The sequence below is a fragment of the Chloroflexia bacterium SDU3-3 genome (genome assembly GCA_009268125.1).
In the GTDB taxonomy this organism is placed as follows: domain Bacteria; phylum Chloroflexota; class Chloroflexia; order Chloroflexales; family Roseiflexaceae; genus SDU3-3.
This window is the reverse complement of sequence record WBOU01000001.1, coordinates 100,568-115,589: the sequence shown is the minus strand read 5'-3', so window position 1 is coordinate 115,589 and position 15,022 is coordinate 100,568. Positions and strand designations below refer to the sequence as shown.

Annotated in this window: 14 protein-coding genes; 2 read left to right on the top strand and 12 right to left on the bottom strand. The window is 61.9% G+C overall.

Annotation, left to right across the window (positions count from 1 at the left end):
- Positions 1-21: 21 nt before the first annotated feature.
- Entirely contained in the window at positions 22-777 is a 756-nt protein-coding gene (locus F8S13_00470) for an SDR family oxidoreductase (protein ID KAB8145596.1), read from the bottom strand.
- A 131-nt stretch (positions 778-908) separates the two neighbouring features.
- Between F8S13_00470 and F8S13_00465 the strand changes: the two genes are divergently transcribed.
- On the top strand, positions 909-1,622 hold the full coding sequence (locus F8S13_00465) for a TetR/AcrR family transcriptional regulator (GenBank protein ID KAB8145595.1): 714 nt from the start codon (positions 909-911) through the stop codon (positions 1,620-1,622).
- Positions 1,623-1,715: 93 nt separating this feature from the next.
- Here F8S13_00465 and F8S13_00460 read toward each other — a convergent pair whose 3' ends face one another.
- The 11 genes from F8S13_00460 to F8S13_00410 form a co-directional block, all read right to left on the bottom strand.
- Positions 1,716-2,072, bottom strand: coding sequence for a DUF4180 domain-containing protein (locus F8S13_00460; protein ID KAB8145594.1), 357 nt, complete (start codon positions 2,070-2,072; stop codon positions 1,716-1,718).
- 123 nt (positions 2,073-2,195) lie between these two features.
- Entirely contained in the window at positions 2,196-2,606 is a 411-nt protein-coding gene (locus F8S13_00455) for a DUF2000 domain-containing protein (protein KAB8145593.1), read from the bottom strand.
- 66 nt (positions 2,607-2,672) lie between these two features.
- A complete protein-coding gene (locus tag F8S13_00450) occupies positions 2,673-3,512 on the bottom strand; it encodes an AraC family transcriptional regulator (GenBank protein KAB8145592.1) in 840 nt (279 codons plus the stop codon).
- Entirely contained in the window at positions 3,509-3,886 is a 378-nt protein-coding gene (locus F8S13_00445) for a hypothetical protein (GenBank protein ID KAB8145591.1), read from the bottom strand. The genes F8S13_00450 and F8S13_00445 overlap by 4 nt, the downstream gene beginning before the upstream one ends.
- Before the next feature lie 128 nt (positions 3,887-4,014).
- The gene (yjfF, locus tag F8S13_00440) at positions 4,015-5,019 is read right to left on the bottom strand and encodes a sugar ABC transporter permease YjfF (GenBank protein KAB8145590.1); all 1,005 of its coding nucleotides are present in this window, start codon (positions 5,017-5,019) and stop codon (positions 4,015-4,017) included.
- A gap of 11 nt (positions 5,020-5,030) precedes the next feature.
- A complete protein-coding gene (locus F8S13_00435; GenBank protein KAB8145589.1) occupies positions 5,031-6,062 on the bottom strand; it encodes an ABC transporter permease in 1,032 nt (343 codons plus the stop codon).
- On the bottom strand, positions 6,019-7,551 hold the full coding sequence (locus tag F8S13_00430; protein KAB8145588.1) for a sugar ABC transporter ATP-binding protein: 1,533 nt from the start codon (positions 7,549-7,551) through the stop codon (positions 6,019-6,021). The genes F8S13_00435 and F8S13_00430 overlap by 44 nt, the downstream gene beginning before the upstream one ends.
- 60 nt (positions 7,552-7,611) lie before the next feature.
- Positions 7,612-8,577 (bottom strand): ABC transporter substrate-binding protein, encoded by a 966-nt coding sequence (locus F8S13_00425; protein KAB8146067.1) that lies wholly within the window; start codon positions 8,575-8,577, stop codon positions 7,612-7,614.
- A gap of 262 nt (positions 8,578-8,839) precedes the next feature.
- Positions 8,840-10,342 (bottom strand): sensor histidine kinase, encoded by a 1,503-nt coding sequence (locus F8S13_00420; protein ID KAB8145587.1) that lies wholly within the window; start codon positions 10,340-10,342, stop codon positions 8,840-8,842.
- A 36-nt stretch (positions 10,343-10,378) separates the two neighbouring features.
- Positions 10,379-11,656 carry a response regulator gene (locus tag F8S13_00415; protein KAB8145586.1) on the bottom strand — a complete coding sequence of 426 codons (1,278 nt, stop codon included), beginning with the start codon at positions 11,654-11,656 and terminating at the stop codon, positions 10,379-10,381.
- Between the two features lie 21 nt (positions 11,657-11,677).
- Positions 11,678-13,111 carry a GAF domain-containing protein gene (locus F8S13_00410; protein KAB8145585.1) on the bottom strand — a complete coding sequence of 478 codons (1,434 nt, stop codon included), beginning with the start codon at positions 13,109-13,111 and terminating at the stop codon, positions 11,678-11,680.
- Positions 13,112-13,836: 725 nt separating this feature from the next.
- Between F8S13_00410 and F8S13_00405 the strand changes: the two genes are divergently transcribed.
- Positions 13,837-15,018, top strand: coding sequence for a GRAS family protein (locus tag F8S13_00405; GenBank protein ID KAB8145584.1), 1,182 nt, complete (start codon positions 13,837-13,839; stop codon positions 15,016-15,018).
- Positions 15,019-15,022 lie beyond the last annotated feature (4 nt).

Sequence of the window (15,022 nt, the reverse complement as noted above, 5' to 3'; positions counted from 1 at the left end):
GGGTCTAGAGCAATGTTTTGGCTAGAGGTTCTGCCCGCCCGAAGCCTCAATCCGCTGTGCGTTCACCCAACCCATCTCTGGCAAAAGCAGCGATACCACAACGCCGCTAATGTCCTCAGGCTGGCCAATGCGGCCAAGCGCGGTTACCGAGGCGGCGATTTTGGCCATGTCGGGGCTGCGCATAATACCGCCAAAATCGGTGGCGACGCCGCCCGGCGCGACAACGTTTGCGGTGATGCGCCGTGGCCCGAGCTCGGCGGCCATGTAGCGCGTGAACGTTTCGATTGCCGCTTTGGCCGCACCATACGCGCTCTGGCCGGGGTAGGTGATCCGCGAGAGCGCGCTTGAGATATTGATGATCCGACCGCCGTCGGCCATCAGCGGCAGCAGCTTCTGCGTGAGGAATACTGGCCCTTTGACATGCACATTCATGATCTGGTCGAATGCGGCCTCGCTCATATCGGCAACCATGCCGCCGCCGCCGTTGCCCGCGTTGTTGACCAGAAAGTTGAAACGCTCTGCGCCCCAGGTCTCCAGAATGTCGTGCACCTGCTTGGCAAATGCTTCAAACGACGCTATATTGCTCACTTCCAGCTGCAGCGCGGCAGCCTGGCGGCCTGTGGCTTCGATGCTGGCAACCAGCTGGTTGGCCTCGTCTTCGCTGCGCTGGTAGGTGAAGATCACATCCATACCATGCTGCACAGCCTGCTCGACGATGCTTTTCCCAATACCACGGCTGCCACCGGTTACGATTGCGATTGGAGCGCGTGTTGTCATGGTCTTTCTCCTTAACCCTGCGGCGGCAGGGCGTCATCTTTATATGTTATCGATGATAATATTATCACGATATCACTGATAATGCAAGCAATGATAACAAAGTTGTGTTATCATTGGTAGCGGAGGTACGTATGATCCGCGAAACAATGCCTACCAAAGAGGCGATTATCTGCGCGACTGCCCGTTTGCTCGAACAAGGTGGGCGCGATGCTGTCTCAACGCGCGCAGTTGCAGCAGCAGCTGGGGTGCAAGTGCCAACCATCTATCGGCAGTTTGGCGATATGCGCGGCCTGCTGGACGCGGTGGTGAGCTATGTGCTCGACCGCTATCTGGCGCAGAAAGGCCCAGTAACCACGGTCGATGATCCGGTTGTGGCGCTGCGAGAACAGTGGGACTGCAATGTCAACTTTGGGTTGGGATATCCGGCGTTTTATACGCTGCTTTATAGCGATTATCAGCCAGGCATGCCATTCAGGGCCACGGTCGAAACGATCACATTTCTTGAGGGGCTGATGCGCGAGGTCGCAAAAGCAGGTCGGCTGCGGGTTGAGGTGAATCAGGCCACGCAAATGCTCCATGCCGCCTGCAGTGGCGTGATCCTAACATTGCTTGGGCGTGCGCCTGAGGAGCGCGACATGACGCTTTCGGTTGCAACGCGCGAGGCAACCTTGGATGCTGTGCTTGTGCCTTCAGAAGCACCTACGAAAACCCCAAACATTCAGCCAGCACAGGTTGCAAACCGGGCTATTGCGCTGAAAGCCCTGCTGCCTGATGCCACAGCCCTGACAACATCTGAGCGGCAGCTGCTCGATGAGTGGCTTGATCGGCTGAGTGTATTGACATAATTAATACTTATAGACCACATAATAAGGGGGCATCTAGTCGCTAACCCATAGCGCTCGGTGCCCCCTCGTTGTTCGATGGCAATTGCCCCACCGCTAGGTTTGCGCCAGCCACGCCAGCGCCTCCTCGCGGCCATCGAACAGCCGGAAGTAGCTGCCCTCGGCCTCATCGGCCAGTAGCTCGCCAAAGCGGCTGCTCAGGCGTAGCGCGGGGGTGCGCAGTATGGCTAGGCGGATGCGGTAGTTGCGCAGCTTCTGCAGCACCTCGCCCGCGTCGCCTGAGCTGAGGTCGAAAAACTGCGGCGAGAGGTTTTCGGGGTAGAGCAGCAGCCGCGATGCGCCGTGCTCGAAGCAGGCCTCGATCAGCCGCGCGGCATCGGCAGGGCCGCCCATGTATGACTCGCCCGCCTGCCCCACGACGATCTGCTCACCCTGGTACTCTAGTGGCTCCATCGGTTTATCCTTCGTCCGAAATGCTCCTGTTGGTCACAATCATATCCCACAGCTGCCCGTTGCGCGCCCAACGATCGATGTATTATAGACCGTTGGGCGTGATCCTGCCTGCCGTCGCGCAGACTACTGGTGCAGCGGGATGCCCTTCACCACCGCGTCGGCCACCTTTCGCTCAGCGCAGAATGCGAACCCCGTCAGGTGCGGAGCGACATCCTCTAGCTCACGTACCGCGGCGCGGTTGGCCTCGTCGTGCCCGGTCGAGAACAGCTGCTCGGTGAAGATGGCCAACTGGAGATCGCGGGCCACTGCCCGCCCGTAGGCCGCGCTGATCTGCTCGGCACTGGCCCCAAACACCAGCACCGGCTGGCGGAACATGGGCAGGTAGCTGCGGCCAGCCGCATCCTCGTATGGCTCGCCCATAATCGCGCTGGCGGTGGCGGCGATCCCACTGCTCAGGAAGGCGGTCATATTGAGCTGCTGCCAGGTGGGTAGGTCATCGCGCAGCACCACAATAATCTTGGTCGTAAAACGCATGGCAGAACCCCTTCGCTATCGGCGGATACGCCATCTAGCTTAGCCCGCCCTGCGGCGGTGGGTCTATCACGATCTTGCGGTTTTACGCCGCGACAGCTGGTAGCGACCCGGCGTGATGCCCACCACACGGCGGAAGCGGCTGGTGAAATGGCTCTGGTTGCTAAAGCCGACCGCGTAGGCGATGGACGCTAGGTCGTGGCCCTGGGCGATCAGGCGCTGGGCGTGGCGGATGCGGATGCTCTCAAGGTAGGCGTGGGGCGAAAGGTCGGTGGCGCGGGCGAACACCCGCAGCAGGTGGTAGGGGCTAAGGCCCACCTGGGCCGCGATCTCGGGCAGGGTGAGCCGCTGGTCGTAGCGCTCCTCCAGTATGGCACGGGCGCGCGCTATGGCTAGCGGCTCGTCGCCCGCGCGCGGCAGGCGCAGCGGCGCGGCCCCGAAGCGCCGCACCAGCGCCACCAGCAGGCCCAGCCAGCGGCTCTGCCGCTCCAGCAGCGAGGCCGATGCATCCAGCGCCATGTGGAGCCGCCCCACGATCTCGGCCATGCCCACATCATCTACCCGCACCTTGGTGAACTCGGGCGCGGCGTCGGGGCGGCCAAACTCGGCCATGGCGCTGGCCATGTGTGCAGCCGTGGGGTAGAGCGCGCGGTAGGCGAAGCCCCCGCCGCTGCGCGCGGCCTCGCCGGTGTGAGCCTCGCCAGGGTTCAGCAGGATGAGGCCGCCGCGCGGGGTGGTGTAGGTGTCGCGGCGGCACCAGAACGACTGCACGCCGTCCTCGACCATGCCGATCACATAGTGGGTGTGCCAGTGGCGGGCGAAGGTGTGGGTGGTGAAGTTGGCCTGCAGCGATTCGAGCCGCAGATCTGGCTCGTAGACCGCGCGGCTCCACTGGCGCGGCTGGCTCATCGGGCGGCGCGCTGAGCGGCCAGCTGGCGGTCTTCCTCGGCGCGAAACACTGCGATGCGGCGGATGAGGTCGAGCGGCAGCTCGCGGTCGAGCGGCAGGCGCACTGTGCCCTTGGCCAGCGGGAAGGCAGCCAGCTCATCGGCGAAGGCCTGGATGCCGCTAGCAGTGGGGTAGAAGCCGATGTGCCGCGTGAATGCGGCGAAGTATACTAGGTTGCGGTTTAGCACGAAGGTCGGCATCTGGTAGCTGATCTTCTCCACCGCGTCGGGCACTGCCGCGCGGATGGTCTCACGGATCTGCTGCAGTCGCAGCTGGATATCCTCGGGGAACGAGGCGATGTACTCATCGACGCTGGTGTAGTCCGCCCGATCCATGGTCGTGCCTCCTGTTGCGCTGGCCGCCAGCGTAGCATAGCGCCGTCGGCATGTCAATAACGCAGCCGCGCCCCGCGTGGCGTGTGCTGGCGGGGCGCGGTTTCTTGCTAGGCTAAGATAAAAGCCCGCTACTCCACCTTCTGGCCCTGGGCGTGCAGCCAGCGCTGCATCACAATGAAGAACAGCGTGAGCATGCCCACCACAATGCGGGTCCACCACGAGTTGAGCGTGCCGTCGAAGGTGATCACCACCTGGATCAGACCCTGGATCAGTACGCCGAAGAAGGTGCCTAGCAGGAAGCCCGAGCCGCCGATCAGCGGCGTACCACCGATCACCACTGCCGAGATGATGTCCAGCTCATAGCCGTTGGCGTATAGCCCGTAGCCCGAGAGCACATACAGCGTGTAGACCACGCCCGCCAGTGCCGAGCAGAAGCCGTTCAGCGCGTAGATCAGCACCTTGGTGCGCGCCACCGGCAGGCCCATCAGCAGGGCCGACTGCTCGTTGCCGCCGATCGCGTAGACCGTGCGCCCGAAGCTGGTGTAGTGAAGGATGACCATGCCCACCGCCAGCACCACCAGCGCCACCACCACATTGGGCGACACAAAGCCGCCCGGCACCGGCACCTGGAACTGGGCCACGCTGGCGTACCACGGGTTGGTGATCGGGATGGCCTCGATGCTGATCAGAAAGCAGGCCCCGCGCGCCAAGAACATGCCGGCCAGCGTGGCCACGAATGGCGGGATCTTGAAGTACTGGATCAGCGCGCCCATGCCAGCGCCCAGCGTCGTGCCCACCATCAGCACGATCGGGATCACGATCGCAGGGCTGAGCGAGGCTCGCTCCAGCAGCGCGGCGGAGAGCATCGAGGTGAAGGCGATCACCGCCGCCACCGACAGATCGATGCCACCCGAGAGGATCACAAAGGTCATGCCCACCGCGCTGACGATGATAAAGGCATTATCGATCAGCAGGTTACAGAGCACCTGAACGGTGGCGATGCCGGTGTAGCGAGCGCCCGCCACGATGTACGCCAGCAAAAACAGGCCGATGGTTACTGCCACCGGAAGGTAGCGCGGGTTCACCAGGCGCGCGAGGGCGGGGCTGCCCCGCCGTATTCCAGAGAATATCATGGGGCTTCTCCCTACGCGCGGCCCAGCCGCACCATCTGGCGAAACTGCTCGGACTGCAGCAGGCTAACCACGCACACCACCACCGCCTTCACCACCAGCGTGACCTCGGGCGCGACGCCAAACGAGTAGATCGTGGTCGTCAGGCTCTGGATGATCAGCGCGCCCAGCAGGCTGCCCAGCAGCGAGAAGCGCCCGCCGGTCAGCGGCGTACCGCCGATCACCACCGATAGGATGGCATCCAGCTCATACCATAGCCCGGCGTTGTTGGCATCGGCGCTGCGCACGTTCGAGCTAATGATCACGCCCGCGATCCCCGCGCACAGCCCGCTGATGGTGTAGACCATCAGCTTGATGTTCTTCTCGGCTACGCCGCTGTAGAAGCTGGCGCTGGCGTTGTTGCCGATCGCCTCGATGAACAGGCCCAGCGCGGTGCGCCGCACCAGCAGGCTGGCCAGCAGCGCTACGCCCGCCACAATAAACAGCGAGAACGGCAGCACCAGAAAGCCGCCGCCGATGAAGTGGAACGGCTCGTAGTACACCGTGATGATCTGGCCTTTGGTGATTAGCTGGGCAATGCCGCGCCCGGCCACCATCAGGATGAGCGTGGCGATGATCGGCTGGATACCCAGGTAGGCGATCAGCACGCCGTTCCACAGGCCGCAGAGCGCCGCAATGCCCAGCGCGATCAGCACCGCCATCGGTAGCGGCATGGCGCTATAGTCGGTGGCCCTGCCGATCAGCGATGTCACCACCGCCGCCGCGATCGCGGCCACCGGGCCGACCGACAGGTCGACGCCGCCAGTAGCCACCACTAGGGTCATGCCGATTGCCAGCACCATATAGGGTGCGCCGAAGGTTAGGATGTCGATCACGCTGCCGAACAGATGCCCGTCGCGGATCTGCAGCGAGAAGAAGCCTGGCGTAAAGATTAGGTTGAATACCATGATCAGCAGCAGGGCAAGCCCTGCCCACGCCAGGCTGCTGGAAGAGCTTTTCGGTTTAAGCGATATCGTCGCCATCCTCTGGCCTTTCTGCGATCGCATGGAGCACCTGAGCCTCATCAATTGCACCGCGTAGCTCGGCGACTTTGCTTCGGTCGCGCATCACCGCGATGGTGTGGCTGCAGCGGATCACCTCATCTAGCTCGGAGGAGATGAAGACCACGGCCTTGCCGTCGCTTGCCAGTTGCAGCACCAGCTTCTGGATCTCGGCCTTTGCGCCGATGTCGACGCCGCGCGTCGGCTCATCGAGGATGAGCACCTGCGGGTTGGTGGCCAGCCAGCGCGCCAGGATCACCTTCTGCTGATTACCGCCGCTCAGCGTGCGTATGGGCCGCTCGGCGTCGGGTGTCTTGATCCCCAGCACGCGGATGAAGCGGTCGGCTAGCTCCTGCTGCTCGGCGGTGCTGAGCCGCCGCACCCAGCCACGGCTGGCCTGCAGCGCCAAAATGATGTTCTCGCGCACGGTTAGGTCTGGCACGATCCCATCGGCGCGGCGGTTCTCGGGGCACAGCCCGATGCCGTGGTGCACGGCACGCGCGGGGCTGCGGCGGTCGAAGGCCCTGCCTCCCACGCTGAGCGACCCGCTGTCGGCCTGATCGACCCCAAACATCAGGCGCGCGGCCTCGGTGCGGCCCGAGCCAAGCAGCCCGGCCAGCCCCACCACCTCGCCGGCCCGCACCTGCAGGTCGATCGGCTGAAGTGTTCCTTGCCTGCCCACGCCTCGCATGTCCAGCATCACTGGCGCATCTTCGCCGCTTGCGCGCTCGGCTTTTTGCTGCTCAAGGCGGTCAAGCGTCTCAAGGTCGTGGCCGATCATCTTGCTCACTAGTTCGAGCCGCGAAAGCGCTCCCACGGCGTAGCTGCCGACAAGATTGCCCTGGCGCAAGACGGTGATCTGGTCGCTGACCTCGTACACCTGGTCGAGGAAGTGGGTGATGAAGATGATGCCTAGGCCCTGCTCACGCAGCCGCTTCATCACCGCGAACAGCTGGGCCACCTCGCGGGCATCCAGCGACGAGGTTGGCTCGTCGAGGATCAGCACCTTGGCCGATACATCGATGGCCCGTGCGATGGCGACCATCTGCTGGATGGCGACCGAGTAGCTGCCCAGTGGCTTGCGCACATCGATATCGATCTCAAGCCGCCGCAGCGCCTGCGCCGAGCGCTCGTGTACGCTCTTCCAGTCGATGATGCCAAGACGGCGCGGCAGGCGACCGATAAAAATATTCTCCGCCACCGAGAGGTTGCCGCACAGGTTCACCTCTTGGTAGACGGTGCTGATGCCCAGCTGCTGCGCGTGGTGTGGGCTATGCGGCGCGTACGGCGCGCCGTCCAGCAGCATTGAGCCCCCATCGGCATGCTCAACGCCGGTGAGGATCTTGATCAGGGTAGATTTTCCCGCGCCATTCTCGCCCATCAGCGCGTGGATCTCGCCATGTCGCAGGCGGAAATCGACCCCGGCAAGCGCGGTGACTCCCGGGAACTGCTTGGCGATGTCGCGTGTCTCAAGCAGGGGGTGTTGGTCAGCCATAGCATTCCTTCGCAGGAGGGCGCAGGCATCAGGCCTGCGCCCTCGCGACACTCGACAGGGCTAGTACTTGCGGTTCGGCAGGTCGGTGGCGGCGGTATCCTGGCGGAACACTCCCTCGTTCGATTTCACCCACTTCTCCACCGGCTCGCCGTTGGCGATCTTCAGCGCGGTCTCGAAGAACTGCGGCCCGAGCAGCGGGTTGCACTCCACGGTCACATTCAGCTTACCGGCCACCATGGCCTCGAACGCGCCGCGCACGGCGTCCACCGAGACGATCTTGATGTCGACACCTGGCTTGAGCCCGGCCTCCTCGATAGCCTGGATGGCGCCCAGCGCCATGTCATCGTTGTGCGAGTACAGCGCGTTGATCTGGCCGTTGTAGGTCTTCAGGAAGGCCTGCATAACCTCCTTGCCCTTGGCGCGGGTGAAATCGCCCGACTGTGAGGCCAGCACCTTCATATCAGGTGTCTTCGCGAGGCATTCGTGGAACCCGGTCTTGCGGTCGATGGCGGGGGCCGAGCCGACAGTGCCTTCCAGCTCGACGATGTTGCCCTTGTTGTTCAGCAGCTTGCCCATCTCGGCGCAGGCCTTCTCGCCCTCGGCCTTGAAATCCGAGCCGATGAAGGCGGAGAACATGTCGTCGGGCACGGTGGCGTGGCGGTCGACCAGGATGATCGGGATGCCCGCATCCTTGGCCTCTTTAAACACGGTCTCCCAGCCGGTCTCAACCACGGGGGAGACGCCGATCACATCAACCTTCTGCGCGATAAACGAGCGGATGGCCTTGATCTGATTTTCCTGCTTCTGCTGGGCGTCCGAGAACTTCAGCTCGACCCCAAGCTGCTTGGCGCTATCTTGGATCGACTGGGTGTTGGCCGTGCGCCACTCGCTCTCGGCCCCGATCTGGGCGAAGCCAACAACGAGCTGCTTGTAGTCTTTCTTCGCGCCAGCGGTGGTGCCACCTGCGCTGGTCGCGCCGGCGGGCGCAGATGTGGTGGGGGTTGAGGAGCCACACGCGGCGAGCATGCCGACCGTGAGGGTGGTGAGTGCGAACCGAGCAAGCGTCTGTACCTTCATCGTAGTCTGCCTCCTTTGGCATACTATCAAGACACGAGCGGCAGGCAAGCGGGGGCCACCATAGAACGACAAAGCTAGACTCTGGCCGGGAGCCTAGCAACACCCGTTTTATTGGTGCCTATCGGACATACTGATTCGACCCATTGCAATGGCGTACAGCTATACTAGCATAGAATGTTGAGAAAACAATGCTCTTTTTTTAGATAGATGTCTACTCTTTTATGGTATTTGTTGGCTCAACAACTTTGTTTGTGGGCAGAAGAATTGACACCTGTGTGCCGATCTGGTGCGCGCTAACGATGGTCAGGCCATACTGCTGGCCATAGAACAGCTTGATCCGCTGATTCACGTTATTCAGGCCGTAGCCGCTCTCGCTGTGGGGGTGGTCGGTGCGGGCAAGCATCGCGCCCAGCTGCGACACGAGGTCGGCGCGCATGCCGATACCATTGTCCTCCACATCCAGCCGCACATCCTGGCCCACCCGCCTGCCGCGCACGGTGATCCTGCCGCCGCTGCGCTTGTTCTTGATCCCGTGGTACAGTGCGTTTTCCACCAGCGGCTGCAGGGTGAGCTTGAGCATCTGGGTGTCGAGGATGTCGGCCTCGACATCGATCGTGTAGTCGAGAATATCGCGGTAGCGCATTTTCTGGATGGCAAGGTAGCTCGACACATGCTCGATCTCGTCGCGCACGGTGATCCAGTCGCGGCCCTTGCTCAGCGTGATACGGAAAAAGCGCGATAGGGCCGACACAAGATCCACCACCTGGCGGGTGCGATTGCTCTCGGCCATCCAGATGATCGTGTCGAGCGTGTTGTAGAGAAAGTGCGGGTTGATCTGGGCCTGCAGGGCGCGCAGCTCGGCCTTCTTCAGGTTCTCCTGCTCCTGCACCTTGGCGGCCAGCAGCTCGCGGATGCGGCGCACCATCGCATTAAAGCTGCCGACCAGCTCGGTGATCTCGTCGGTGTTCTCCGATGTGGCCAGCACCTCCAGGTCGTGGCGCGCGATCGTGGTGGTGGCGTCGTGCAGCCGCTTGAGCGGGGCGTAGATCGTGCGCGATATGCCCCACGCCGAGACGATCGAGAACGCGACGGCGGTCAGCATCATCACGGTCCCGCCGATAGCCCAGCGGGTGAGGCCAGCCTGCATCTCGGCGTACTCGACCTGGGTGCGCTCGACCTCAAAGAGCGCGTAGTCCTGTACATCATCCTCCACCAGCTGGGTGACGGTGCGCATATGCTCAAGCAGGATAACATTGCTATCGAAGCTCTTGCCTTCTGCGATCTCGTGTCCGATCTCATCGATCTGATTGCGCAGGGTGGCGAGCGTGCGCTGCACCACGCTGAGCTTGACAAGGCCGCGCTGCGATGTGGTGTTGGCCGCCATCTGGCGCACGCGCGCCTCGGTGGCTTCGAGGATGGCGTACTGCTCGCCGCTTGCGAAGCTTTTCTTGCCAGCGACGATCTCCCACATCACATCATCGATCTGCTTCTTTGTGGTGCTGTTGATGCTATTAGCCAGGGTGATGTTTTGAATGATGGTATCGTACTGATACTTGTACTGCAGCGCTGGGGCGATCAGGAAGATATAGGGTACCGTCATCAGCACCACCACGATAAAGAGCGCAAACAGGATGCGGAAGCGCACCGTCGCGTTGAAGTTGCGCAGCGGGTTCCACGCCGACTGATTCGGTGCGCTGAGCGGCAGCGGGTTCATGACCTTGGCCTTTTCTGTAGCTCGATCGATGCGATATCAGCGCGCCCGCCGGAATGTGGTGGGCGACTGGCCGGTAACCTTGCGGAACACCGAGAAAAAATAACGTGGGTTCTGGTAGCCAACGCGGTTTGCAATCTCACTTGACGTAAGTGATGTTGTGCGCAGCAGCTCGATCGCGTGGCGGACCCGCACGCCGGTGAGGAACTCGATGAAGGTCTGGCCGACCGCGCTGCTAAACAGTGCGCTCAGGTAGCTGGGGCTGAGCATCACATGGGTGGCTACCTCGCTCAGCGACAGGTCGGGGTCGGAAGAGTGGGCAAGGATATAGGCGCGCGCGCGCTCGGCCAGGTTGTTCTGGTGGTGGGCGTGCAGATCGCGGTGGTCCATGGCCCGCTCCAGCGTGGATGCGATCGCAGCTGCGGCCTGGGCGAGGGTGTGCACTTGGCTGAGCAGGGGTGCCAGCGCCTGCAGCTCGGGCACCGCCGTATCGGGGTCAACCCCCAGATCGCGTAGCACGTGGGCCACCGTCAGCATCGCATCGGTGAGCACATACTCGATCTGCATACGGCCATGCGCACCGCCGCCCTCCAGTGGCTGTAGGTAGGCCCGGATGCTCTGGGGGATATCGGCACGCACCCCGGACCGCAGCAGCTGCTCGATTGCCCTGGTGGCGGGCTTGATCAGCGTAGGCTGCAGGTGGGTCGGCCCCGCAACCTGGCGGGTGCTGCCGGTACGAAGCAGCGCGATCTGCGCGCTTGCCGCCCGCTCTTGATCGATCTGGTTGGCAACTTTCTGCAGCACCTCCAGCAGATGCTGGGCGCTCAGCGGCTTGAGCAGGTATTCCGTGACGCCGATCTGGATGGCCTCCTGGGCATACTTAAACTCGTCGTGCCCGCTGAGGATGATGATCTTCGTGTTAGGCAGAATCTCGCGCAGCTGGCGGCTGAGCTGCAGGCCATCCATAAAAGGCATGCGGATGTCAGTGATCACCACATCCGGCTCATGCTCGCGGATGAGCGGCAGCGCCAACTCGCCATCTGGGGCCTCGCCGCAGAACTGGTACCCCGCCGTATCCCAGGCAACCGAGTCGCGTATGCCCTCGCGGGTCACTATCTCATCTTCTACCAAGAATACCTTGTAGCCCATACTATCCATCCTGTGCAGCTTCGGCGGTGACAGAATAAGGGGAAGTATACCATTGAAGGTGCCGATCGCATATACGCGTTTATACATTCTTTTTACATGTGCACATGCAACCAACGCAGAGCGCGGTGGTGGCCAAAAGGCCACCACCGCGCTCTGCGTTGGTTGCATCACGCTTGTGTGTTTGGGGCGCTACTGCACATTGCCCCGCATCGTTGTCACCGCGAACCACGTGTGGCATGGCAGGTGCGGGGTGGGGGGGACAGCCAAAAAGCGGCGCACCTGCTCGGCGCGGCGGTATGCGGTGATTTCGTCGGTCTGTGGCATCACGATCATCAGCTGAGCGTCGTCCATTACCACTACCAGATCGGTGCATGGCAGCTTGGGCTTGAGCAGATCGGCCAGCTCGCGGATAGCGCAGCAGGCGGTCTCGCCTTGCTGGGCCAGCGAGGGGAAGGTGAACTGCACCACCGAGAACGAGATCTCGGCCTGCTGGGCCTGCTGCACATCGGCGCGGATCTCCTCGACGATGCTGGCGGTGGGATCGCATGAGTGGGTGAAGCCTGGGTCGTGCTCAAGCACATGCATCTGGGTCTGCTGCTCGGTGATGTCGATCAGCGATGAGATCACCGCATAGGGGTGCAGCTCGTCGGGGCGCCAGAGCGGCAGCGAGCGAACGGCGATCCATGTGATCCGTCCATTCAGCTTGTAGACACCCATGATGTCGGATTGTGGGATGCCGGTGCGCAGCGCCCGCGACGCCGGGTGGGTCTCGCCGGGGAAGGGTCGGCCATCGCTGTGGATGGACTGCCAGTAGAAGTCGATGCCTTTGCGCCCCCGGATCTGATCGGCGGAGAGGCCCAGGATATATTCGGCGTAGGGGTCGCATGCACAGATCTGGCCATCGCGATCCTGTACGATCAGGCCCACGCCATACATGGTCTGTAGCGTCTGGAACTGCTGCCGGTTCATGTACTTGGGGGTTGGGGGAGGCACAAGGCGCTCGATCGGGTGGTGCAGCTCGGAGCGCACCCAGGAGCTGAATGCCCGCAGCTGGGTCAGCGCGGTGGCCGGTGTGTGGCGCGGTGCATCATCGGCCAGCCATAGCCCGCCCAGCACCTTGCCCTGGGCATCGCGCAGCGGCATGCCGGCATAGAAACGCAGGTGGCTGGCATAGCGCAGGAGCGGGTGATTCTGGAACCGCGTGTCGCTGCGCAGATCGGGCACGATGATGGTGTCGGAGGCGCGCGCGGCCTGCATGCCAAATGCGTAGGCGGCGTGAAAGGGGATGGGCGCGAATCCACGCGCGATATTCAGCCACTGGTGGCCGTGCGGGTATAGCGTGATCGCAGCAACTGGGGTGTGGAAGAAATCGGATGCAAGCCGCATCATGCGCTCGTAGCTGGCATCGGTGAAGGTGTCGGACGAGGATGGTGGATGGGCAGGAAAGGTTGTTGAGATGAATGTTGCTTCCATAGCAATGTACCGCATTCCCTTTGCATGGCGCAGCGCGCATCGATCTACGAGATCCGTCGGATGAGAGGTAGATGTGGGACACGGATCGTACAGGTGCCTCTCTGTAGTGCTTAGGGATGTGCGATAGAGCCTATTGGGAGATAAGGGCATGATGACATGGTGCGATTCTCCCTATAGCCGATCAGAGGAGGATGGGCTGTCTACGCCGAAGACGTAGAACGAGGTTGTTAGAATGGAGCCATGGCGTTTCCCCCGAGACGTGATGTGTGCGTATGGTAGGCTGTCGGTTGTGAGGGCAGGCGGGGGAGCCTCACAGCGGGTGCCAACAGCGGCATTGGTGGAGCGGCATAGCTTGGCGGCATACTTGCCGCATGTTTATAAGTAAACAAGCAGAGAAACTGATAAAATTATATCGTTCAACGGCGTGACTGTCAATAGCTGGAAGGCGCTAGAATGCGATTTAAACGGATTTTTGAGAAATATACCCCGATAACTACTACTTTTCATAATATAGATTTACGTTTGCTGCCAGGGATGGCGGTTGCGTTCCAAGAGTCAATAGCCCGCAGGGGCTATGAATGAGCTGCGTTGTGTGTTTTGGAGAACGCAGCGAATCTGAGATCCCCAAAGGGAGGAGAGCAGAGAGTCTTGTGGTGTGCTATGATCTCTACCACGCGGATAAACCCAGGAAAAAGCGCTGATTCTATGCGTCTGATAATGACGCTTATCAGACGTAATAAATAACCTTCTCTCAGATATCGTTAGGTAGGTAACAAGGCTACGCGTCAATCGGCCAATAGTCTGACCTTGAAAGGAGCGCTTGCCCGTTCTTTCAGCTGAGAGGCGAACCGTATGACCATCAGGGGTAGAACACCATGGCTTTCGGATTTGAACAGCAGGCCGATTGGATAGAGAGACCCGCACACCCTATGCGCACCGAAGCTCAGGCTCACATCCAAGATGCAGCACACGCACTCGCGCAGGGCGATACTGCCACGGCCTACGTGCTCATCCAGCCCTTCCTCGCGCCACCCCACCCCCAGGCAACCCCCGAGGAGCGGCTCGCCTATCTGTTTGCCCGGAGCCTCCTTGCTCGTATGCTGCCGACCGCCGAAACACACCTGCCCGTGCTTTCCGACGATCTGGCGAGCCGGGCGGCCCAAGCGTGGCTGGAGATAGCACCGTTTCGGCTGTTTGGCTATGCGAGCGCGAATGCGGCTATCCTACGCGCGCTTATGGGTGCCAAGGACATGAGCATTGTTGACATTGGTATCGATGGGCCATGGCAATGGGTGCACCTCTTGCAGCTACTGGCCCATGCTCCGCTGAGGCCCCAGTCCGTACAGATCATCGGGGTGCGGCTCCCGATCCCCGGGCTGTACCCATCCCCCTATCGTCGCGATGATATACGCAGATCGCTTATGTCATGCGCAGAAGAGTTAGGCATAAATCTCAGCTACCGTGAGGTCGATGCAGCACAGGGCCAGCTGCCAGCGCCCACCGTGCAAGCGCTGGCAGGACCAGCACCGATCGTCAACGCGGCGTTTGCCCTGCACCACATTGCCGCCGACGATGCGGCATCGATACCTCGCCAGCCGCGCGATACCATGCTGCGCGACATCGCGCGGCTGCGGCCACGCCTCATGACCTTGGTTGAGCCGGATGTGGAGCACAACGCGCTGCCCTTCAGCGCCCGCATCAGCGCATCGTGGTACTACTATCGGGGCATGTTCGAGGTCTTGCAGAGCTACTTCCCTGCCTCGATGCCCGAGCGCTGGGGAATAGAGCAGGCAATGCTCGGACACGAGATCCACAACGTGGTCACCTGCGAGGGTGCAGATCGCACGCAGCGCCACGAGCGCTGGCGGGCCTGGGTGCGCCGCCTGCAGGCCCAGGGTTTCCAGCAGGTGTCGCTGCACACACATGAATATTATGTAAATAAAACACTCGCCAGCCCTTTGGGTACCTATGCCACCACCGAAAACGGCGCGCTGGTGCTACGCTGGGAAGATATCCCGCTTATCGCCGCATCGGCATGGCGTAGAGAGAGGCCATAAAGAA